This window comes from Paenibacillus sp. MT86 (genome assembly GCF_058792535.1).
Genome location: NZ_CM179499.1, coordinates 2,815,714 through 2,837,285 on the forward strand (window position 1 = coordinate 2,815,714; position 21,572 = coordinate 2,837,285).

Annotated in this window: 17 protein-coding genes; 16 read left to right on the top strand and 1 reads right to left on the bottom strand. The window is 53.1% G+C overall.

Going from position 1 to position 21,572, the window contains the following annotated elements; translation table 11 throughout:
• The first annotated feature begins 120 nt into the window (after nucleotides 1-120).
• The 7 genes from AC3RCL_RS12510 to AC3RCL_RS12540 all read left to right on the top strand — a co-directional run bounded on the left by AC3RCL_RS12510 (nucleotide 121) and on the right by AC3RCL_RS12540 (nucleotide 7,935).
• Nucleotides 121-1,146, top strand: a complete 1,026-nt coding sequence (locus AC3RCL_RS12510; RefSeq protein ID WP_374705882.1) for a galactose ABC transporter substrate-binding protein — start codon at nucleotides 121-123, stop codon at nucleotides 1,144-1,146.
• A gap of 117 nt (nucleotides 1,147-1,263) precedes the next feature.
• Nucleotides 1,264-2,802, top strand: a complete 1,539-nt coding sequence (locus AC3RCL_RS12515; RefSeq protein WP_481858307.1) for a sugar ABC transporter ATP-binding protein — start codon at nucleotides 1,264-1,266, stop codon at nucleotides 2,800-2,802.
• Entirely contained in the window at nucleotides 2,774-3,793 is a 1,020-nt protein-coding gene (gene mglC, locus AC3RCL_RS12520) for a galactose/methyl galactoside ABC transporter permease MglC (protein WP_096774194.1), read from the top strand. The genes AC3RCL_RS12515 and mglC overlap by 29 nt, the downstream gene beginning before the upstream one ends.
• A 296-nt stretch (nucleotides 3,794-4,089) precedes the next feature.
• Nucleotides 4,090-5,163, top strand: coding sequence for a Gfo/Idh/MocA family oxidoreductase (locus tag AC3RCL_RS12525; RefSeq protein WP_096774193.1), 1,074 nt, complete (start codon nucleotides 4,090-4,092; stop codon nucleotides 5,161-5,163).
• A 3-nt stretch (nucleotides 5,164-5,166) separates the two neighbouring features.
• On the top strand, nucleotides 5,167-6,000 hold the full coding sequence (locus AC3RCL_RS12530; protein WP_492535519.1) for a sugar phosphate isomerase/epimerase family protein: 834 nt from the start codon (nucleotides 5,167-5,169) through the stop codon (nucleotides 5,998-6,000).
• A 160-nt stretch (nucleotides 6,001-6,160) separates the two neighbouring features.
• Nucleotides 6,161-6,853: a response regulator gene (locus AC3RCL_RS12535; protein WP_036660898.1), complete on the top strand. Its 693-nt coding sequence runs from the start codon at nucleotides 6,161-6,163 to the stop codon at nucleotides 6,851-6,853.
• Complete coding sequence (locus AC3RCL_RS12540) at nucleotides 6,850-7,935, top strand: sensor histidine kinase (RefSeq protein ID WP_492535522.1); 1,086 nt, start codon at nucleotides 6,850-6,852, stop codon at nucleotides 7,933-7,935. The genes AC3RCL_RS12535 and AC3RCL_RS12540 overlap by 4 nt, the downstream gene beginning before the upstream one ends.
• 19 nt (nucleotides 7,936-7,954) lie before the next feature.
• Here the strand turns inward: AC3RCL_RS12540 and AC3RCL_RS12545 are convergent, their stop codons facing one another.
• Nucleotides 7,955-9,148 (bottom strand): glycoside hydrolase family 88 protein, encoded by a 1,194-nt coding sequence (locus tag AC3RCL_RS12545; protein ID WP_492535524.1) that lies wholly within the window; start codon nucleotides 9,146-9,148, stop codon nucleotides 7,955-7,957.
• 271 nt (nucleotides 9,149-9,419) lie between these two features.
• Between AC3RCL_RS12545 and AC3RCL_RS12550 the strand changes: the two genes are divergently transcribed.
• The 9 genes from AC3RCL_RS12550 to AC3RCL_RS12590 all read left to right on the top strand — a co-directional run bounded on the left by AC3RCL_RS12550 (nucleotide 9,420) and on the right by AC3RCL_RS12590 (nucleotide 21,572).
• Complete coding sequence (locus AC3RCL_RS12550; protein ID WP_009590941.1) at nucleotides 9,420-9,602, top strand: tautomerase family protein; 183 nt, start codon at nucleotides 9,420-9,422, stop codon at nucleotides 9,600-9,602.
• A gap of 6 nt (nucleotides 9,603-9,608) precedes the next feature.
• Nucleotides 9,609-10,571 (top strand): ABC transporter permease, encoded by a 963-nt coding sequence (locus AC3RCL_RS12555; protein WP_192571516.1) that lies wholly within the window; start codon nucleotides 9,609-9,611, stop codon nucleotides 10,569-10,571.
• 18 nt (nucleotides 10,572-10,589) lie between these two features.
• Nucleotides 10,590-11,462: a carbohydrate ABC transporter permease gene (locus tag AC3RCL_RS12560; RefSeq protein ID WP_036660892.1), complete on the top strand. Its 873-nt coding sequence runs from the start codon at nucleotides 10,590-10,592 to the stop codon at nucleotides 11,460-11,462.
• Nucleotides 11,463-11,587: 125 nt separating this feature from the next.
• Nucleotides 11,588-13,165 (top strand): extracellular solute-binding protein, encoded by a 1,578-nt coding sequence (locus AC3RCL_RS12565; protein ID WP_492535527.1) that lies wholly within the window; start codon nucleotides 11,588-11,590, stop codon nucleotides 13,163-13,165.
• Nucleotides 13,166-13,275: 110 nt separating this feature from the next.
• A complete protein-coding gene (locus AC3RCL_RS12570) occupies nucleotides 13,276-14,325 on the top strand; it encodes a response regulator transcription factor (RefSeq protein ID WP_009590938.1) in 1,050 nt (349 codons plus the stop codon).
• The gene (locus AC3RCL_RS12575) at nucleotides 14,322-16,193 is read left to right on the top strand and encodes a cache domain-containing sensor histidine kinase (protein ID WP_492535529.1); all 1,872 of its coding nucleotides are present in this window, start codon (nucleotides 14,322-14,324) and stop codon (nucleotides 16,191-16,193) included. The genes AC3RCL_RS12570 and AC3RCL_RS12575 overlap by 4 nt, the downstream gene beginning before the upstream one ends.
• A gap of 15 nt (nucleotides 16,194-16,208) precedes the next feature.
• Nucleotides 16,209-16,976: an SDR family NAD(P)-dependent oxidoreductase gene (locus tag AC3RCL_RS12580; protein WP_492535531.1), complete on the top strand. Its 768-nt coding sequence runs from the start codon at nucleotides 16,209-16,211 to the stop codon at nucleotides 16,974-16,976.
• Nucleotides 16,977-16,984: 8 nt separating this feature from the next.
• Complete coding sequence (locus tag AC3RCL_RS12585; protein ID WP_492535532.1) at nucleotides 16,985-19,219, top strand: heparinase II/III domain-containing protein; 2,235 nt, start codon at nucleotides 16,985-16,987, stop codon at nucleotides 19,217-19,219.
• The gene (locus AC3RCL_RS12590; protein WP_492535534.1) at nucleotides 19,203-21,572 is read left to right on the top strand and encodes a DUF4962 domain-containing protein; all 2,370 of its coding nucleotides are present in this window, start codon (nucleotides 19,203-19,205) and stop codon (nucleotides 21,570-21,572) included. Before AC3RCL_RS12585 ends, AC3RCL_RS12590 begins: the two co-directional genes overlap by 17 nt.

Genomic DNA, 21,572 nt, shown 5'->3' on the forward strand with positions numbered 1-21,572 from the left:
CATTCCGGCATAATGGCGGTAGTCAGTGAGATACGGCTTCGGAGTTCCGCAGCCAGCACTGAAATATCGAATGAATCAGGGAGGTCAACCCAAGTGAAGAAAAAATGGCTGTTTGTCCTAATGGCAGGCATGATGCTGACCACGGCGGCATGCAACAACGGCGGGAGCAGTTCAACCGGCAGCGATAGCACGGGCGGCGACGCGGCAGGCGGCAGCACGCCTCAAGTCGGGGTGGCGATTTACAAGTTCGACGATACCTTTATGACAGGCGTTCGGAATGCGATGTCCGATGCAGCGAATGGCGTAGCCAAACTGGATATCGTGGATAGTCAAAATGCGCAGCCGACCCAGAATGAGAAAATCGATCTGTTTATCTCGAAAAAATACAGCTCTATGATTATCAACCCCGTAGACCGCACGGCAGCGGGCGTCATTATCGACAAGGCGAAAACCGCCAATACGCCGGTGGTTTTCCTGAACCGGGAGCCGATCGCGGAAGACATGAACAAATGGGATAAGGTTTATTACGTAGGGGCGAAGGCGGAGGAATCCGGCACGATCTCCGGACAGCTGATCGTCGATTATTGGAAAGCGAATCCGAAGGCAGACAAGAACGGGGACGGCAAGCTGCAGTATGTGCTGCTGCAGGGGGAGCCGGGCCATCAGGATGCCGAGCTGCGGACCAAATTCTCCGTTCAGGCGATTCAAGACGCCGGCATTGAAGTGGAAGCGCTTGCGGTGGATACCGCCATGTGGGACCGCGTGAAAGGACAGGAGAAGATGCAAACCTTCCTCGCGTCCCATGGCGACAAGATTGAAGCGGTGCTGGCCAACAATGACGATATGGCGCTCGGAGCGATTGAGGCTTTGAAAGCGGCAGGTTATTTCAGCGGCGACAAGTACATGCCGGTCGTGGGCGTCGATGCGACGGCTCCCGCCGTCCAGGCGCTGGAAGATGGCACCCTTCTCGGAACCGTGCTTAACGACGCCAAGAGCCAGGGCAAAGCTTCCGTTGCCATAGCGGCCGCGCTTTCCAAAGGGGAAACGCCGAACAAGGAGAATACCGGCTTTGATATTACCGACGGTAAATACGTGTGGATCGCCTACAAAAAAATAACGAAGGACAATATCGCCGACGCGAAATAATGGCAGGGTTATAAGAAGGGGCAGCGGCTCATCGTAGCGTTGTCCCTTTATATTGGACCCTTTTGGCCCGGAAAAGCGAAGGAGGTATTCAAAGTGGCGGAATCGTATGTGCTGGAGATGCGGAATATATCGAAGGCGTTTCCAGGCGTTCAGGCATTAAGCGACGTAACGTTCAAGGTAAGACCCGGAACCGTGCATGCGCTCATGGGCGAGAACGGAGCCGGCAAATCAACGCTGATGAAATGTTTGTTCGGCATCTACAAGCCTGATGAAGGCGACATTTACTTAAACGGCGACAAGGTCGCCATCAACAGCTCCAAGGATGCATTAAATCACGGAATATCCATGATTCATCAGGAGCTTCATCCCGTGCCGCACCGCAATGTGATGGAGAATATATGGCTGGGAAGATTTCCGATGACGGGCTTCTGGCCCTTGAAATTCGTGAACGAGAAACAGATGGCAGCGGACACGCTCCGGCTGTTCCGCGAGCTTGATATCGATATTGATCCCAGAGCAAGGACAGGAGCGCTTTCTGTGTCCAAGATCCAATCGCTTGAGATTGTCAAAGCGGTGTCCTATCACTCCAAAGTGATCGTAATGGACGAACCGACCTCATCTCTGACCGGGAACGAGGTGGAGCATCTGTTCAGCATCATGAACAGGCTGCGGTCGCAGGGCGTGTCCATCGTCTACATCTCGCACAAAATGGAAGAAATTCTGCGCATATCCGATGATGTCACGATCATGCGGGACGGGAAGTACGTGGGAACCTGGCAGGCAGGAGAATTGACGACCGATTTGATCATTACCCGTATGGTGGGGCGGGATTTGACGGAGCGCTATCCTGAACGGACGAACATTCCGGGCGAAACCCGGATGCAGGTCCGCCAATTAAGCTCCACTAATCCGAACTCGTTTCAGAATGTATCCTTCGAGCTGAGAAAGGGCGAGATTCTGGGCATTGGCGGCCTTGTCGGCGCTCAGCGCACGGAATTGGTTGAGGCTCTCTTCGGGCTTCGTCCGGTGGCCTCCGGAACCATATCGATTAACGGGAGACCAGTGAAGATCAAGTCGCCTTCCGATGCGAAGAAAAACAACATGGCACTGCTGACGGAGGAGCGTAGAGTCACCGGCATATTCCCGGTACTCTCGGTCTACGAGAATACGGTCATTGCCAATCTTCGAAGGTATCAGAATTGGGCGTTCCTGCTGAATGAACGCAGAGGCATCGAGGATGCGCGAACGAACGTGGAGAAGCTGAGAACCAAGACGCCGTCGGTCAATACCCAGATTCGAAATCTGTCGGGCGGGAACCAGCAGAAGGTGCTGCTGGCGAGATGGCTGCTTACGGAGCCCGAGATCCTGCTGCTGGATGAGCCGACCCGCGGGATCGATGTGGGTGCCAAATTCGAGATTTATTCCATCATTACGCAGCTGGCGACGCAAGGGAAGAGCATCATTATGATTTCCTCCGAAATGCCCGAGCTGCTCGGAATGTCCGACCGGATCATGGTGATGAGCGAAGGGCGGATGACGGGAATTCTGGAAGGGCAGGAAGCAAGCGAAGAGGAAATCATGCGGCTGGCCGCACAGCAGCGGTCGGCCGATCCGGGAGGGGAAGTCGATGAATACGCAAGCCATCGTCAAGGTTAAAGATTATTTGGCGCAGCGCGCCATATTCGTAGTATTGATACTGCTCGTCATCGGGATTGCCGTCGCAGATCCCAACTTTCTGGCCTTTTCCACATTGCGGGATATCCTGCAGCAATCCTCGACCAGATTGATCATCGCGCTGGGAGCGGCATTCATTCTGATCACTGGCGGGGTAGACCTTTCCGCAGGTCGCGTCGTAGGCTTAACCGCGGTCGTATCGGCTTCGATGCTGCAAACGGAGGTTTATGCGAACCGCTTTTTCCCGGATTTGCCCCAGGTATCGGTTCTATTGCCGATCCTGATCGGTATCGTAGCGGGGCTTGTCGTCGGTCTAATCAATGGCTTCATTGTTGCCAAGCTGCATGTGCCGCCGTTCATAGCGACGCTCGGTACGATGGTCGGGATCTACGGCGTCAATTCCATCTATTTTGATATGGAGCCGAACCAGTCCCAGCCGATCGGCGGCTTACGACCGGATTTTACCGTGTGGGGCAGCGGCTACATCGACTTCGGCGGCGGTTACTCACTCCCTTACATCGTCATCATCGCTATCTTTGTTGCGTTCATCTGCTGGGTCATCTTCAACAAGACCCGGCTCGGCAAAAATATGTATGCCATTGGCGGCAACGTGCAAGCTGCGCATGTATCGGGGATCAATGTCGCTCGCAATCTCATCGCGATCTACGCTATTTCCGGTGCACTGTACGGCATCGCCGGCGTGCTGGAGGCTGCAAGAACCGGTGGTGCGACCAACAACTATGGCAACATGTATGAACTTGATGCGATAGCGGCATGCGTGGTCGGAGGCGTATCCACGGCTGGCGGCATCGGCACGGTGCCCGGCGTGATGGCCGGGGTTCTGATCTTCGGCGTTATCAATTACGGGTTAACCTTTATCGGCGTCAGTCCCTATTGGCAATTGATCATCAAAGGGCTTATTATCGTAGCAGCGGTAGCATTTGACATTCGCAAATACATGGCAAAAAAATAAGAGGGAATGCAGCCGCAGGAGTATATCCTGCGGCTTTTGCCATAGATTATAGAATTTATTAGTTTCCAGGGAGCTGAACAATTCAATAACCGCAAGAAAAACATCCTTTAACCGGGGTCTGTCTTCTGAGAAAGTACGTCGATCGGCGTTTTTCTTTAGATATCAGAAAGTATAAACCTCGAAGCACGGGCCTTCCTGATATCGCAAGAAAAACATCCTCTAACCGCGGTCTGTCTTCTGAGAAAGTACGTCGATCGGCGTTTTTCTTATAATCATCAACTACAGGAGGTGCTGTCATGGCCGAGAATAGAACGACATTGAATGCAGCCGTGCTGGGCTGCGGCCCCATATCGCAGTACGGACATTTCGAAGCTTGCCGGAGGGCGCGCAATGCACGCCTTTATGCGATATGCGACGTCGCGGAGGATTTGCTGAACCGCATGGCCGAAATCCATCAGCCGGTACGAACCTACAAGGATTATGACAAGATGCTGGCAGATCCCGAGGTGGAAGCTGTCATCATTGGCATCGCGGATCAATTTCACGTGAAAGCCGCCCTTAAAGCCATCGAAGCAGGTAAACATGTTCTCGTGGAGAAGCCGCTTGGCGTCACCGTAGAAGAGTGTGAGGAATTGCAGCGGAGAGCAAGGGATTCCGGTTGTGTTGTCCAAATCGGAAACATGAAACGCTTTGATCCCGGCATCGCTTATGCTAAACGGTTTATAGAGCAAGAGATGGGGGAGATGCTGGCCCTGAAAGCATGGTACTGCGATTCCACCTACCGGTATACGGTCACCGAAAACGTGCAGCCGTTGGTGCGGCTTAGTCCGAATGCCCTGAGACCGGAAGGTAATCCGAAGCTCGATAAGCTGCGTTATTACATGCTGACGCATGGCAGCCATCTGGTGGATACGGCCCGCTTTTTAGGGGGGGACCTGGTGAGCGTGACGGCATGGAATACGCAGAAATTCGGCGCATATAACTGGTTCGTCACGGTTCAGTTTGCATCGGGCGCTGTAGGGCATCTGGATCTTACGGTCGCCGTCCGGATGGACTGGCATGAAGGCTTTCAAATTTACGGTGAACACGGAAGCGTTGTTGGCAAGACCTACAATCCGTGGCTCTTCAAGTCAAGCGACGTCGAGGTGTTCTCCTCGCGCGACGGTTGTTATCACAGGCCGCTAGGCGAAGATGCGCATTTCTTCAAGCTGCAGGTTGAAGGCTTCGCGGATACGATTCTGGAGCAGGCACCCATGCGAGGAGCCAATCTGGATGACGGAGTAGCAGCCATGCGCGCGATGGCGGCGATTGCCAGATCCGTTGAGAGCGGCAAGACGGTAAAGCTGGCTGAAGTATCGGGAGGCGTATGAGTGATGAAATTGGGCATATTCTCCAAGACGTTTGAGAGGCCGACACTGGAAGAAAACTTGGACGCTGTCATAGCAACCGGATTGGAGGTCATCCAGTTCAATCTTACCTGCGCCGCTCTTCCGTCGCTGCCGGAGGCCGTCGATCTGGGGACCGCGGCACATATACAAGCTGCGTGCGAGAATCGGCATCTTCATATGGCGGCCGTATCCGGGACCTTTAATATGATCCACCCCGATCAGGAGAAACGGCAGCATGACATTCGCCGGTTTCGCCATTTGGCAGCGATGTGCCATTTCATGGGGACGTCGGTCATTACCCTGTGCACAGGGACGAGGGATCCAATCGATATGTGGAGAAGACATCCGGACAACGATTCGCCGGAAGCATGGGATGATCTGCTGATCACCATGAAGGCACTGGTGAATATAGCAGAGGAATTCGGGCTCGAGCTGGCCGTTGAACCGGAGCCGGCCAATGTGATCAGCAATGCCGTTAAAGCCAGACAGCTGCTGGATACGATGCGTACTCCGCGGTTGAAGGTGGTACTGGACGCAGCGAATTTGTTCAACCCGAACGACGGAAAGGCTTTGACAGAGGTAGTAGATCAAGCGCTGTCACTGCTCGGTGAACATGTTATTATCGCTCATGCCAAGGATTATTCGACTGTAGATGGATTCCGGTACAGGGCTGCCGGTACCGGAGAACTGGATTATGAAGCATACATTCAGCTCCTGCGCGCTTATCGTTTTAACGGGCCGCTGATTCTTCATGGCTTGCATGAAAGCCAGGTGCCGCAAAGCGTCTCTTATCTGAAGTCTCTTATAAATGCCACGTGATAAAACGAAATGCATTAGTATACCATGAAGCCCAACAATCTCATGGGCTTCATGGACCATCTTATTCATCCTCATGGAATCTTCACAAGTTTCAGTTACAATGGAGACTTATGTTACAGTTGACTTGTACTGATGAAGGATTCTATAAGGAGATACCGGAATGAAAACCATATTAATCGTGGATGATGAACCGAATATTCGAGAAGTTCTTGTATCTTATTTGAACAAAGAACGTTACTTGACGCTGGAAGCGGCGAACGGTGCCGAGGCATTCGATTGCCTGCGAGGACAAGCCGTGGACCTTGTCCTATTGGACCTCATGCTGCCGGATATGGACGGTGAACGGATATGCAAGGAAATTCGAACGTTTAGCTCGGTCCCCATCGTGATGTTAACGGCTAAGGTGGCTCAGAGCAGCCGGATCGGCGGATTTGCGATCGGAGCCGATGATTACATCGTGAAGCCGTTCGACCCTCGTGAAGTCGTGGCAAGGGTCAAGGCTGTTTTGAGGCGGGGGGATGACAGCAAGCTGCTCGCGGACGTCATTGTATATGATGAAGGCGCATTGGTCATCCATTCCATGAAGCATGAGGTCACCAGCCATGGACAAATCGTGAATTTGACGCCGAGCGAATATAAACTGCTGCTGCTGTTGGCCAAATACCCGCAGCGGAACTTCTCTCGCGAGGAACTGGTTGACCGGGTATTAGGCTACGATTTTATCGGAGACATCCGCATCATCGATCAGCATATAAAGAATCTGCGTCAAAAGATTGAATCCGACCCAAAGCAGCCGAAATATATCCTCACCGTTTACGGATTCGGCTATCGCTTCGGAGGTGACGGGGCTTGAAGCATCGCCTAGACCTGAGGCTCGCCGCCATCATTATCAGCATCACGGCAGGGATCCTGATCGTGTTTACCGTGATCAACATCGTGACGAACCATTACCATATCGCGATGTACCAGCAGCAGTCCAGCGGACACAGCGGAATGGATGAGCTGAACTACCATTTGGAGCAGGCGCAGATGCAATCGATTATCTTAACCTGCCTGTTATCGATTGCCATAGCCTCCATAATAGGAATCTATGTAGCAAGAAGGATATCGGCTCCCCTCGTCCAGATGAAGCGGGCGGCAGAAATGATGACGCAGGGAAATTGGGATATCCGCGTGGCAGCCGTAGGGTACGATGAAATTGCGGGGCTTGGTGCTTCGCTGAATGAGCTTGCAGTACAGCTGCAGAAACAGGAGCAGCTTCGCAGGAACATGACGCAGGATATCGCGCATGAGCTCCGAACGCCGCTAACCACCTTAAAGAGTCACACCCGTGCACTCGAGGACGGGGTATGGGAGCCGACTGCAGACCGTTTCCGCACCTGCTTGGATGAAATCGACCGTTTGATTCAGCTCGTCGCGGAGCTGGAGGAGCTGCACGATATGGAATCCCCGGAGTTTCAGCTGTCCTGGTCCGAGCAGGATCTGAGCCATATTATGGAGAGAGACGTCACGTTGGCGAAGGCGATGTATCATGAAAAAGAAGTGAGTTTGCAATATGCCGGCAGTTCTTCGATCGCAGTCGAGGTGGATCCAGACCGGATGCATCAGATTCTGATCAATGTGTTAAGCAATGCCTTGCACTACACCCCGTCCGGCGGTACGGTGCAAGCCGATCTCGTGGACGAAGGGGCCGATGCCCTGATTCGGATTCGGGATTCGGGACAGGGCATCTCCCAATCCGATCTGCCGTATATATTCGAAAGGCTGTATCGGGGCGATAAGTCGAGGAATCGGTTAAGCGGCGGAAGCGGAATGGGGCTGGCCATCGTCAAGCAGCTGGTTTCCGCTCATGGCGGCCACGTGTGGGCCGAAAGCGGAGATACGCATGTTGGCGGCAGCTGCTTCTATATTCGGATTCCGAAAAAGTATAAATAAACGCGACAAAAAAACCGGATCAGAAGATCCGGTTTTTCCATCCCATTAGCTTGGCTGCGCTCTCAACATAATAATAATCGCCATAGATGAGCGAGACGTTTATATTTTGTCCGGCAGGCAGATGCCCTGTGGCTTCTTTCAGTATGCCTTCATAATCCGGGTCATCCCATTCGGCGTAACGGTTCGTCAAAGAGTCGATGATACGCAAGGCGCTGCTGCGGTACAGAGCGCTTTCGGCTTGCGGGACGAGGTCCGCGATTTCAAGCAGCCCGGATGCGGCGCAGGATGCCGCGGATGTATCCCTTGGCACCGGTGCCATTGGGGATGTTTCCGTCCCGTCATGATCGGGGGATTCCATATCCTTGCGCTCCGCCCGAAAATCCCAAAGCGGAATGGAATCTTCCTCAAGGGAAGCCACGAAGAAATGAGCGACTCGCTTGGCAGCGTCGAGATACCGAATATCGCCGGTATACCGATAGGTGTTCGCCATCCCGTGCAAAGCCCAGGCTGCTCCCCGGCTCCAGGCCGATTCCGGTCCAAAGCCTTGCCCCCCGAGCGATTCCATATATTCTCCCGTCAACGGGTCAAACCGGCAGATGTGCCGAACCGAGCCGTCGGGTCTAATGAAATGTTCAGCAACCGTATTGGCTTGCTCTCTGGCGATATGAGCGAATCTCGGATCGCAGCTCTCCTCGGAAGCCCAGAACAAGAGGGAGAGATTCATGGTGGAATCGATGATGGACCAGCCTTCGTTTCCGTGGTTCCACGAGGTTGGCTTCACCTGATTCCAAGCGCGAATGAATCTGCCGACGGGGTTATACCTTCCTGCGAGCAGGGTAGCCGCCAACAATGCTCTCCGCCTGGCATCCGGATCGCCGGTCAGTTTATATTTGATGACTGCCGTCGGCAGAAATTGAAAGCCTACATCGTGATGAAAGTTACTGTCTCCGATCAGCGCCTCTTCAAGCCGAATATCCCATTCCCAAGCCCATTCCTTATACTGCGGCTGCTTGGTCATATCATACATCATCCATAGCATCCCCGGCCAAAAACCGGAGGTCCACCAATCGATCCGGGTGGAATCATAGATCCCGTTCTTTGTGGCATGGGGAACTTTGCCTTGGAGCTGACCCGTCATGCGCGTTACTTTATTTTCGAGTTTTCCCCATAACGACGCATAGGCCGTTTCCTCTTCCTTCACTTGTCCGTTCATCGCTAACCTCCCATAACTGATGGCATCGAGCGGCCCGTGTTGGCATCTGCTTGGCATCTGCTTTGAACCATTGTTCCACAGAACGCTTCGAATTTCTAGACCAGCCGTTTAAAAACTGTTGAAATCACAAGCCGAGCTTAAAAAAACACAAGCCGCCGATCCACCTAAAAAAAACACAAAGGAACCGATCTTCCTCCATTGCTGCCCGGTCATGAAAACCTATAGGATAAGGATATTCATCACATCCATTTCCTAAGGAGGCGATCAGCCGATGCCGCAAATTACGATTAAAATGTACGAAGGACGCACGGATGAGCAGAAGAACGAAATCGTTGACGTTTTTACAAAGGAGCTGTCGCGGATCATTGACCGGGAGCCTGAATTTATCAGCATCCGGTTTGACGAAATTCCGATAGATGACAACGCACCGGCCCATTTGAGAAACAAGAGGTGATGACAGATGGCCGAGCCAAACAAAGCAGCGGTAAGCCCGATTCTGGACGGAAGGCTTGATAAACGGAGAAAGCTGCTCGGATTCATGTGGAAATACAGGGCGCTGTACTTCATATCGCTGCCGGGACTGCTGTTCTTCGCATTGTTCAAATATGTTCCGTTAATGGGCTCCGTGATCGCATTCCAGAACTACAATTTGTTTGCGGGCGTAACGGGAAGTCCCTGGGTGGGCCTTGAGCACTTTGGGCGAATGTTCCAGCACTATGATTTTCTGAAAATTCTGCGCAATACGCTTCTGCTGGGTACATATGACATTCTGTTTGCTTTTACGGCCCCCATCGTCCTGGCTTTATTGCTGAACGAGGTTCGCCAGGTCGTTTACAAGAAAATTGTCCAGACGATATTCTATGCGCCGCATTTTCTGTCATGGGTTATTGTAAGCGGTATCTTTGTGGGCATCCTGTCCCCGTCATCGGGGATCGTGAACGTGGTGCTCGGGTGGTTCGGCATCGAACCGATCTATTTCCTAGGCGAAGATTCCTACATTCGAACGGTATTGGTGGGCTCCGGATTATGGAGAGATGTCGGCTGGGGAACCATCATCTATCTGGCGGCGCTCGCAGGCATCAATCCGGATCTCTACGAAGCCTCCGAAATCGACGGAGCGGGGAGATGGCGCCAGACCCTAAGCATTACCCTGCCAGCGCTGCTTCCCGTGATAACGATCCTGTTCCTGCTCAAGATCGGGGATTTCATGGATTACGGGTTTGAACGCGTATTCGTGTTTCAGAACCCGCTTAACATCCAGTCCAGCGAAATTTTGGACACATATATTTACAAAGCCGGCTTGCAGCAGCTTCAGTACAGTTATGCCACCGCCATCGGGGTGTTCAAGTCCGTTGTCGGCTTGTTCCTGATCGCCATTGCAAACACCATCAGCAAGAAAGCGACCGGCGAGTCGCTGTATTAGAGGGGAGTGACCACCAACGTGAAATATGACAGTGCAGGCAGAAAAATGTTTCTTGTATTGAACTATATCATCCTTACCTTTCTTGCACTCACCATGCTGCTCCCATTCCTAAATGTCATTGCCCAGTCGTTCAGCAGCCCGGGCGCTATCGATCGCGGAGAAGTGATGTTCTGGCCGGTGGAATTCACCTTTGCATACTATAAGCATGTATTCAACGATGTTTCCATCTGGAGGGCATTCGGGATCAGCGTCTATATTACGATATTCGGAACCTTCATCAATCTGGCAGCAACCGCTTCGCTGGCGTACCCGCTCTCCAGGCCCGAATACGTCGGCAGGAAAACCATCATGATTATCATCTTATTGACCATGATTTTTACGGCGCCGCTCATCCCGCAATTCATTCTGATGCGCGAGCTGAATCTCGTCAACACGCTGTGGTCCTTGATGCTGCCATCGGCGATCAGCGCATTCAACCTGTTTGTGCTTCGCACGTTCTTCACCCAAATTCCGGGCGAACTGATCGATTCGTCCCGAATCGACGGATGCAGCGAGGTCCGTACTTTATGGAGCATCGTGCTTCCGTTATCCAAGCCGGCGCTGGCGACGGTAGGGATATTCTATTCCGTAACGAATTGGAACAAATATATGGATGCCCTTTACTATATCAATGACCGCAGCAAGTATCCGCTCCAGGTAAAATTGAGGGAACTTCTGGTGAACGAGGGCCTGACCGATACGGGCAACATGGCGTTCGAAGCAAGCTCCCAGTCCGTGCAGGGCATTCAGATGGCGGTTATTCTGGTAGCCACGCTGCCCATCATTCTCTTGTATCCGTTTCTGCAGCGCTTCTTCATTCACGGGATGATGATCGGGTCGATCAAAGAATAGCCCTAAAAAAACGACAAACCGAGCCAAAGACATTCCTTGTTCCCGCCCAGACGGCTCTCTATACTGATAATAAGTTTGAAAGCGCTATTATAAGCGACTATATTAGCTTGAAAAGAGGGGTATTCATGAGAAAAAGCTGGACACGTGCGCTTACGTCAGGTTTTGTACTGGCCATGCTCGTCGGCTGTGCGGGCAATAATGGCGGAGGCGGAGGAGCCAACGCCGGGGGCGACGGCCAAGGCGGGAATGAAGCGGGAGCCACGAAATTTTCCATTTCGATGCGGACGCTTAACGTTTCCTACGTTGAGAAGAATCCGGATATCAACAAGGATAAGTACGTGCTGGAGCTAGAGAAAATGACGAATACGGACCTCGATATCCGCCTCATTCCGCATAACGAATATCAGGATAAAATGGTGCAGATGTTCGCAACGAACGACATACCGGATGTGGTGCAGGGCACTGGCGGAATCAGCGGTCCCGAGCTGGCCGGTGCCGTGGAGAACGGAGTCTTTCTTCCGCTCAACGACCTGCTGCAGGAGCACGGGCAGGACCTGCTCAAGTTTATCCCCGAGGAAGCCTGGAAGCGGATGACGGATTCCAAGACGGGCAATATTTACGGGATTCCCGAAATCCTGTCCAATCCGTCCAGACGGGCCACGTGGATTCGGACCGACCTGCTGGAAAAGGTAGGCAAGGAGATCCCGACGACGGTGGAAGAGACGATGGAGGTTCTGCGCGCGTTCAAGGAAGCCGGTGTGGAGCAGCCTTATGCGGGACGTCAGAATTTCAAATATGCCGATACCTTCTTCGGCGCCTATGACGTGCTGGGTTACCTGAACCAATTCAAGGTATTCCCGGACGGGCAAGTAAAGCCCACCTTTTTTGACGAAGAAAATATGAAGCAGGCCATTCAGATCTATAAGACGATGCATGAGGAAGGATTGATCAGCAAGGAATTCGCGACCATTGAAAGCGCGGATTTCAAATCCATCGTCACGAGCGGCAAAGCCGGCATGTGGTCTATGAATGCCAACGAGCTTCCGATCTGGGGAACCCAGCTGAAGGAGAATGTGCCGGACGCGAAAGTGGCGCTGATTCCTTCGCCTGTAGGACCTGACGGTAAAGGGGGATATGCCCATTATAATCCGGTCACGCGTTCCTTCTTCATCAACGCGAAGGCGAAGGACAAAGCGGAGGATATCGTGAAGTTCTTCAACTGGATGGTCAGTGAGGACGCGGAATTGTTCTTCAGCTTCGGCATCGAGGGCGAGGATTATCAGGTAACCGACGGAAAGCCGGCCTTCGAGGTGCCGACGGACGCTGCAGGCGCGGATAAGATGCGTTATTTGAACTACTGGCTGTGGCTGGTGCAGGACACAACGTACAACAAACGCGTGTCCGAATTGTCCGATTCCGGCAAAGAGCTGATTGATGCTTTTGATAACATGTTATCGACTGAGGGCCGCCGCGGAATAGAATTCGACCCGAGACTGGAGGCGATGGTGAAATATCCGGAGCTGAATCCGAAGTCGGATGAACTGCCTCCGCTGATTCTGGAGCATGTGCTTCGCATGGTATACGGCAGGGAGCCGATCGATAACTACGGCAAGGTGCTCGAGGAGTATCTGTCCAAGGGCGGTAAAGAGATTATTGAGGAAGCCACAAAACGATACAACGAAAAAGAAAACGCTTTCGAATAGGCGGGGCATGTTTTAGTATAGTGTTGAAGAATGACTCCTCTGCTTGTCCAAGCAGAGGAGTATCTTGCTAAAGCTAAACTACTCTCGCTGGTTTGAAAGGGGAATGGGTGATGTACCGCATTCTGGTCGTTGATGATGAACCTATGATAAGGATGGGCTTGGCGAAACTAATCACGCAGACGGATCCGGCCATGATTCAAGCGGAAACGGCCGGAAACGGCATGGAAGCATTGGAAGCGATCCAGACGGCACGACCGGACTTCATATTTACGGATATCAAGATGCCCAAGATGGACGGCCTGGAGTTAAGCAAGCAGTTATATGAAGCATACGGCGATATCACGGTCGTTGTCATCTCCGGTTACGGCGATTTCGAATACGCCCAGAAATGCATGTCGTATGGGGTTAAGGAATATCTGCTCAAGCCCGTGACCAAATCGGTGGTACATAACACCATGAACAAATTGATGGCGGATCGAAAATCCATGCAGGAGAAGCAGCGGTTCTATTTTCCGCTTTCCAAGCTGGAGGATTGGCTGGAGCAGCTCGAGTTGGCCGTATGGCATTTGCAAATGAACGATATCCAGATGAAGCTGCAGGAAATCGAGGATTATTGCAATGAGCGCCGGTTCGAATCGATCCAGCTTCAGGAGCTGCTGGATGAGCTGTACGCGAAATTGATCAAGCAGTTAAACGGCAGGGACGTATATTCGTTCGAACGCATGACGGGAATATCGGGGCCTGCGCCCGGAGGGAACCATCATTATTTTGAGAGATTTCGTCTGGCCGTGAATCAGACGGTGAAACTCATACGCGAGAAGAGAAAAGGAAATGCGAAGGAGCCCGTAGAGGAAGCGAAAGCCTATATCGAGCGCAACTTGTCCCGCGATCTCTCGCTGGATGAGGTGGCCGACATGCTTGGACTCAACCCGTCCTATTTCAGCCAGCTGTTCAAGCAGATGACGGACGAGACCTTTGTCCATTACCGGATCAAGAAACGAATGGAGAAGGCGAAGAAGCTCCTTGCCATTCCGCATTATAAAATTACGGACATTTCGTTCGAAGTGGGGTATGCGGATCATCCCCATTTTACCAAAACCTTTAAGAAGGTCACCGGGTACACCCCTTCCGAATACCGGGAGATGCTGGGGATCGAATGATGCGAAAGAGCCTGTCCCGTCAAATCTTCCTGTACTTCTTCATCGTCGTGATGTTCTCGCTTACCACGGTCGGCGTATTCTTCTATATGAAATCATCCGAAGCGATCGACGAGCAGGTCGAGAAGTATATGACCACCGTCATCACGAACGCCGCAAGGCAAACGGATAATCAGCTGAAAATGTTCGAGCGGATCAGCAATACGATTTTGCTGCAGGATTCGGTGAAGCGATTTTTGGATATGGACCCCAGCGACAGCTACGAGCATTACCGGTTCACCCATCTCATCCGAAAGGATGTCTTTCAGAAGATTTTCATTCAATACCCCACGCAGACCCATATGATGTACATTCTGGGGTTCCATGGCCGGTCGATTTTCGATCAGAACCAGAATTTCTCCGCCATGTCGATCGATCCGTCGGACCGACTTCGTGAATTGACGGAGAAGACGCCGGGGAACGGGGAGATCGTCATCTTGAAGACCAGCCTGCTGGAACAGGATCGCGACAACGTCATTACGGTTGCCCGCAAAATCCGTGGAATGAATTCCTACGACGTCAAAGGCGTGCTTGCAGTAGAATTCAATGAAGATCAACTGTCGGGTTTATGGAATGGCGTCGACCTCGGGGAACAGGGTTTCTTTTTCATCCTGGATCGTGAAGGCGAGGTCGTTTATGCACCAGAGCACGTGGATATGGAGGGCATCACGACCACGGACCTGCCGAAGCGCATTATCGCCAAGGGCGATCATCGCTTCATTGAACCGGTATTAGGCGAGAAAGCGATGATCATCTCGCGCCAGTCCGAATATTCGGGCTGGAGCCTCGTCATTATGATGCCGCTGGATGAGCTCCGGGCGCCGATTTCGGGCATCCGCTCCACCACCATTATCGTAGGCTTTGTCACCTTGTTCATTGCGCTCGTTCTGGCATACAGATTCGGGAAATCGATCGTGAATCCGATCCGCAATTTGAAGAACGGGATGAGGCAGACGGAGAAGGGGAACTGGACGCACATCACCGACGTGAAACCGCGCGAGGATGAAATCGGGGGTTTGATCCACAGCTACAATCTCATGGTCAGCCGGTTGTCCGACATGATCGAGCAGGTATACGACACGGAGCTCCACAACCAGAAGACGCAGCTGGAGCTGCAGGACATCCAGCTGGAGCGCCAGCGTGCCGAGTTTCAGGCGCTTCAATTGCAGATCAATCCGCATTTTTTGTACAACACGCTGGAAACGATCAACTGTTACGCGATCGTTCAGGATTCGGACGAAATTTCGGACATGGTGGAGGCCATGGCTTTCATGCTTCGATATTCCATTCAGACCAATCTGGAGGAAATCACGATTGCCAACGAGCTGAACCATGTGCGGCATTACATGATGATCTTGAAGCATCGGATCGGGCGCGATTTTGAGATCGAGGTGGCAACGCCGCCCGAGCTCCTGTTGGAGAAGATGGTCAGGCTCTCCCTGCAGCCGATTGTGGAGAATATTTTCCAGCATGCCTTTCCGGAAGGAATCGAGGCGTGGCATTACATTCGGATTGATACGAGAGTCGACGGAGACAATTTGCTGGTCATTGTCGAGGACAACGGGGCAGGCATTGCGGACCATAAGCTTCATAAACTGCGCAAAAGGCTCGAGGAAAACCGCCTGGTCGATGATGAAGAGGGGAAACGCGCCCTGCGCAGAGGCGGCATCGGCATCGTGAACGTCCATCGGCGAATACAGATGGTTTACGGCGAAGCGTACGGGATAACGGTTCATAGTTCGCCGAGTCAAGGCACAAGCATCGTCATGACGATGCCGCGAATGAAAAGAATGCGTGAGCAAGAAAACAGGCTGAAACAGCTGCAAACCTAATCAGGAGGGATCAACATGCAAATAAATCTATCGGGTAACGTCGCTTTAGTCACAGGATCTAGCGGAGGAATCGGTCGGGCGGTTGCCATCATGCTGGCGAGAAGCGGAGCCAAGGTAGCGCTGAATTATCTGAACAGCAAGGAGGCTGCCGAAGAGGCCGTTGCCGAGATCCGAGATTTTGGCGGCGAAGCCCACGCTTTTCGCGCAGACGTTGCGCAAGCAGAACAGGCGGAGGCGCTTGTGGCGGAAGTGGAAAAGGCGTTTGGCGGACCGGTAACGATTCTGGTTAACAATGCGGGGCATTTGGTCCAGCGGCTGGCAAATGCGGAAATGACCGAGGAGCTCTACGCCAAGATCATGGACGTCAATATGAAAAGCACGGTATTCGTGAGCAAAGCCGTCATTTCGGGCATGAAAGCGGCCGGTCAAGGCCGCATCGTGAACATGACCTCCGTTGCGGCGCACAACGGCGGCGGACCGGGCGCCAGCATTTATGCAGCGAGCAAGGCTGCCGTCCTGAGCTTTACCAAAGGCTTGGCGAAGGAGCTCGCTTCAAGCGGAATTAACGTGAATGCCGTATCCCCGGGCTTTATCGGGCAAACGGCGTTTCACGCGACCTTTACCCCGGATGATGCGCGCAAAGCTACCATTCAGGGCATTCCGCTTGGGCGAGAGGGCACGCCGGACGATGTCGCCGGCTCCGTGCTGTTTCTCGTCTCGGAGCTGTCTTCTTATATAACGGGTGAGACGATCGAAATCAACGGCGGCATGTTCATGCGATGAGGGATTGGATGAAGGTGAAGGCGAAGCTGAACTCGTATGCGTGGAGCGTGCAAACGATCGACATCCTGAAGGCCGAGCTGGACCAAGTGATCGACCGGAAGCTGGATGTTCCCCTCGAGCCCGGCGGCTGGTGGCACCAATTCGTTTGTCCCGAACATCACACGGAGCTGGTGTTTGATCCTCTGGAAGCCGACGGCAGCACCTTTCGCTGTCCGCATGGCTGCGAATGGGAAGGAGAACCGTATCGGGGAGCATGGCTGGTATTCAAGCATCAGGCCATGGCCCGATATGCTCTGCAATCCGCCGCTGTCTATGCGGGCACGGGGGAGAAGGTTTACGCCGATCTTGGAAAAAGGCTGATCGTTCGGTATGCGGAGCAATTTCCGCTGTATCCTGTCCACCCGGATGCGCAGCCATGGATGCTGAAAGGGAGAGCATTCCATCAGGCTTTAACCGAAGCCATCTGGGCAACGACGCTTCTTCGTGGATATCTGCTTCTGCGCGATGAGGGCGTATGGTTTGATGAGGTGGACCTTCGGAAGATTGACCGGTTCCTGCACATGCTGGAGAGCAGCATGACGGAATATCATCATATTTTGTCCCGGGAACGCGGAAATCCTGAGAACAACTATACCGCTTGGCTGATCGCCGCTTTGTTCTGTATCTTTGCGGTGCAAGGCGAAACGAAGAAGCTGAAGCAGCTGGTTGAGCAGGAAGGCGGGCTGCGCCATCATCTCACCATTGCCGTCAAGCCCGATCAGCTTGAATTTGAAGGCAGCATTTACTATCACGTATTCGTGCTCCGTGCTTACCTGATTGCTGCGGAAATGGGGAGCAGGGTTGGTGAAGAGCTTTTTTCCCTGAGAGGGGAGCAAGGCCAATGCATGCAGGGAATGTTATCGGTCCTGGTTCGATTGTCAGACCCAAACGGCTTCCTGCCTGCACTTCACGATGGTCCTTATCGCAGGGCACCATTCGCGCGAGAAATTGCAGAAATTACGGAGATCGGCTTATCCGTGTATGGGGATAAGAGCTATCGACGATTGCTTGGCCATGCATATCGGGAACTGAACGGAGAAGCCGGCAGAATCGGCATGCTGGAGGCACTGCTGTACGGCACGGGATCTTGGGATGGCCGAAACGGAACGGCCGCTCCAGGCATGAGGAACTCCCGTATGTTGAAATCGGGAGAGATATGGGAAACGGGGGATATTATCGAAGTACAGGTCACCCGTGAGGTCCCAAGACCGGGAGACGCTATGCAAGTTGATTATGATCTGACAGCTCATGAAGCGGGGGGGATAGAAGGCGGTACCTTAAATCATGCCGACGGCGAATCGCCTAATTCCGTTTTTCTTCCTCACAGCGGGTTCGCCCTGTTAAGGACGAACGATCCCCAAGGCCTTCAAGCGCTGATTGATTTTGGCCCCCATGGCGGATCGCATGGTCACTTTGATAAGTTGAATCTGATGATTCATGCCGGGGATCAACCTCTTTCGCCAGATCGTGGAACTGTACCTTATGGATCGGTTCTGAAAAAGGAATGGTACCCCCATACTGCCTGCCACAACACCGTCTCCGTAGGCGGCCGCTCGCAGAATCCGGCCGAAGGCAAATGCATGCGGTATGAATCCGCTCCAAACCGTTCCTATATTTGGGTTCGGGCCGATGAGGCCTACGATCATGGCGTTCTGGACCGGCATTTGATCATGGCGGAAGATTGGCTGCTGGATTGGTTCGAAGTGGAATTGGATGAATCGGCCGCTGTGGATTGGTGGTTTCATTACGTCGGCACAGGGCAGCTTCGTCAAGCTTCGGATGAGGTTCAGTACAGCGGGTCGGCGGAACCGGGAAACGAGGACGGACGCGCATACGTAAAAGAGCGCTCCTCTAATGTATGGTCCAGAGACGGTATGCAGGTTGACCTTCATATCGCTAACGAGTCAGGAGCGCTTGCGGTAGCATCCTTTGCCACCTTTGAAGGAACGGTATGCTCACGAGTGGAATCACCTGGGCTTGCTGACGATCCCAGCCGTCCCATGGAAGGAATCCGGCTTCACAGATTGGATTCGAAAGCCCGCTTCATCGTCGTTTATCGTGCCGGAGATGAGCCGATATCCTTGCGATGGACGCATGCTGCGGACGGGGATTGGCTCCATCTGTCGGATGGGAGGACGACAAGAAGCTTTACAATGACCAACAACGGGTTGAAGGAGAGGGTGCTCGATGAAAACCTTGTTTGAACCGAAAAGCGGATTATTGTCCGTGCCGTATCAACCGGACGAAGGGAGTAAGCTTCTCGAGAATCCTCCCCGTTTCACCTGGATGCCGGGACAGCTTGAGGACGACCGTTATATGCTGCAGATCTCGACTTCACCCTCGTATGAAACGGGGGCCACGACGACGATATCGCCGATTCCCTATAACTTATACACTCCGGATCGACCGCTGGAGCCGGGTACTTATTATTGGCGCTATGCCTTGCTGACCGGTGAGCAAGTCGAGGATACCGCGGACTTGGAGCATAACCGTTCTTCTTGGAGCCAATCCCGAATGTTTCATGTCCCGGCGGGGCTGCCCGAGACTCCCCTGCCCGGCAGAGCGGAAAGGTACGAACGCACGCATACCGGTCATCCGCGGTTATGGTTGGACGAAAAGGGGATTGAGGCGTTTCGGGAAGGTCTCCGCAGGGATGAAGATTACTGCGGTTGGCAGGCCTTTTACGAGAGATCGGTCCTTTCATGGGTGAATAAGCCGCTAATCCCGGAACCGGAACGTTATCCGGGCAACAAACGCGTCGCGAAGCTCTGGCGACAAATGTACATGGATTGCCAGGAAACGCTCTATGCCGTTCGGCATTTAAGCGTGGCAGGAGTTCTATTGCAGGATGATGCCTTGATAGCCAAAGCGAAAACGTGGCTGCTCCACGCGGCCCGTTGGGATACGGAGGGAACAACGTCCCGCGATTACAACGATGAAGCCGCTTTCCGCATGGTCGGGGCGCTTGCCTGGGGGTACGACTGGCTTCACGATTACCTCGGCGCTGAGGAGATTGATCTCGTCAGGGGCGCCTTGCTGCGCCGTACCGAGCAGGTGGCCTTCCATGTGATGGAGCGCTCGAAAATCCATCATGTCCCTTACGACAGCCATGCGGTTCGTTCGTTATCCTCGGTTCTGGTCCCCGCCTGCATCGCCATGCTTCATGAAGAAGCGAGCGCGCGGACATGGCTGGATTACACGCTGGAATACTACGCCTGCCTCTATTCCCCATGGGGCGGAGAGGACGGGAGCTGGGCAGAAGGGCCGCTCTATTGGACAACCGGCATGGCATTCGTGATCGATGCGCTCAATCTCATCCGCAATTACGTAGCGATCGATTTTTATAAACGTCCGTTTTTCGGGCGCACCGGCGATTTTCCGCTATATTGCAGCAGTCCGGATACGATTCGGGCCAGCTTCGGCGACCAGTCCTACCTCGGAGAACCTGTCAGCCTGAAGACGGCCTTCAATATTCGCCAGTTTGCAGGCATTACGGGAAACGGGTTGTATCAATGGTATTTCGAACAAGTGGCCAAATCGGATACGGATGCCGACTCCAAATTTTATAATTACGGCTGGTGGGATTTCCGGTTTGACGATATGCTGTATCGGCATGACTTTCCTCAGGTGGAAGCCGTTACTCCATCGGATACCGTTCCCTTTGCCTTATCGGACGCTTCGGAACCCAATGAAGGGGCCATTCAATCCGTCAAATGGTTCCGCGATATTGACTGGGTGGCGATGCATCACCGGATGGATGATCCGGATGAACACATCATGCTGCTTGCGAAGAGCAGCCGATACGGCTCGATGAGCCACAGTCACGGTGACCAGAACGGCTTCCTGCTGCACGCATACGGCGAGCCGCTGGCTATCGAGAGTGGGTACTATATCGCCTTCGGCAGCACGATGCATATGAACTGGCGGAGGCAGACGCGCTCCACGAACAATATTCTTATCGATGGCCATGGTCAGTATGCGGGAAAAGACAAGGTTCTCTGCATCGAGGCCAGCGGCAGGGTGGAGCAAGTCGACGCTGCAGCAGGCTTGGGGTACGCCCGTATGAACGCAACGCAGGCCTATCGGGAGAATGTCCCCTACCTGGAGCGTTATGTGCGCGAAATCTATTTCTTCGACGAATCTTATGTTGTGATCGTGGATACGGTGGACCTTGCCAAGCCAGCCAGCATCGAGTGGCTGTTCCATACCTTGAACCGGATGAAGCTGTCGGGGCAGACGTTCCGAGTGATGGGCAGCAAAGCGGAGATGGAGGGGCGATTCGTGTACTGCTCCTCAGGCGATCTATCGCTGAATCAGCATAATCAATTCACCGGCGTCGATCCTGAAGAGATCGAAGGGCTGGATAATCAGTGGCATCTGCATGCGGAGACGAAGTCAGCTTCAAGCCATCGCATCGCGACTCTCCTGGTGCCGATGAAGGTGGATGAGAGTAAATACGTCTCGTATTTTCTGGACGATCAGGACCATGGGGTTCATATCTATTTCACGAACGAAGACGGGAATACCAGGAAAGTGGAGGTGCCCAAGGCGTATTAA

Excerpts from the sequence above, each read along its gene's own strand:
- AC3RCL_RS12555 (WP_192571516.1), top strand. The coding sequence starts at position 9,609 with ATGGCCGAGCCAAACAAAGCAGCGGTAAGCCCGATTCTGGACGGAAGG.
- AC3RCL_RS12550 (WP_009590941.1), top strand. The coding sequence starts at position 9,420 with ATGCCGCAAATTACGATTAAAATGTACGAAGGACGCACGGATGAGCAG.
- AC3RCL_RS12525 (WP_096774193.1), top strand. The coding sequence starts at position 4,090 with ATGGCCGAGAATAGAACGACATTGAATGCAGCCGTGCTGGGCTGCGGC.
- AC3RCL_RS12515 (WP_481858307.1), top strand. The coding sequence starts at position 1,264 with ATGCGGAATATATCGAAGGCGTTTCCAGGCGTTCAGGCATTAAGCGAC.
- AC3RCL_RS12585 (WP_492535532.1), top strand. The coding sequence starts at position 16,985 with ATGAAGGTGAAGGCGAAGCTGAACTCGTATGCGTGGAGCGTGCAAACG.
- AC3RCL_RS12570 (WP_009590938.1), top strand. The coding sequence starts at position 13,276 with ATGTACCGCATTCTGGTCGTTGATGATGAACCTATGATAAGGATGGGC.
- AC3RCL_RS12535 (WP_036660898.1), top strand. The coding sequence starts at position 6,161 with ATGAAAACCATATTAATCGTGGATGATGAACCGAATATTCGAGAAGTT.
- AC3RCL_RS12575 (WP_492535529.1), top strand. The coding sequence starts at position 14,322 with ATGATGCGAAAGAGCCTGTCCCGTCAAATCTTCCTGTACTTCTTCATC.
- AC3RCL_RS12510 (WP_374705882.1), top strand. The coding sequence starts at position 121 with ATGGCAGGCATGATGCTGACCACGGCGGCATGCAACAACGGCGGGAGC.
- AC3RCL_RS12530 (WP_492535519.1), top strand. The coding sequence starts at position 5,167 with ATGAAATTGGGCATATTCTCCAAGACGTTTGAGAGGCCGACACTGGAA.
- AC3RCL_RS12545 (WP_492535524.1), bottom strand. The coding sequence starts at position 9,148 with ATGAACGGACAAGTGAAGGAAGAGGAAACGGCCTATGCGTCGTTATGG.
- AC3RCL_RS12580 (WP_492535531.1), top strand. The coding sequence starts at position 16,209 with ATGCAAATAAATCTATCGGGTAACGTCGCTTTAGTCACAGGATCTAGC.
- AC3RCL_RS12565 (WP_492535527.1), top strand. The coding sequence starts at position 11,588 with ATGAGAAAAAGCTGGACACGTGCGCTTACGTCAGGTTTTGTACTGGCC.
- mglC (WP_096774194.1), top strand. The coding sequence starts at position 2,774 with ATGAATACGCAAGCCATCGTCAAGGTTAAAGATTATTTGGCGCAGCGC.
- AC3RCL_RS12590 (WP_492535534.1), top strand. The coding sequence starts at position 19,203 with ATGAAAACCTTGTTTGAACCGAAAAGCGGATTATTGTCCGTGCCGTAT.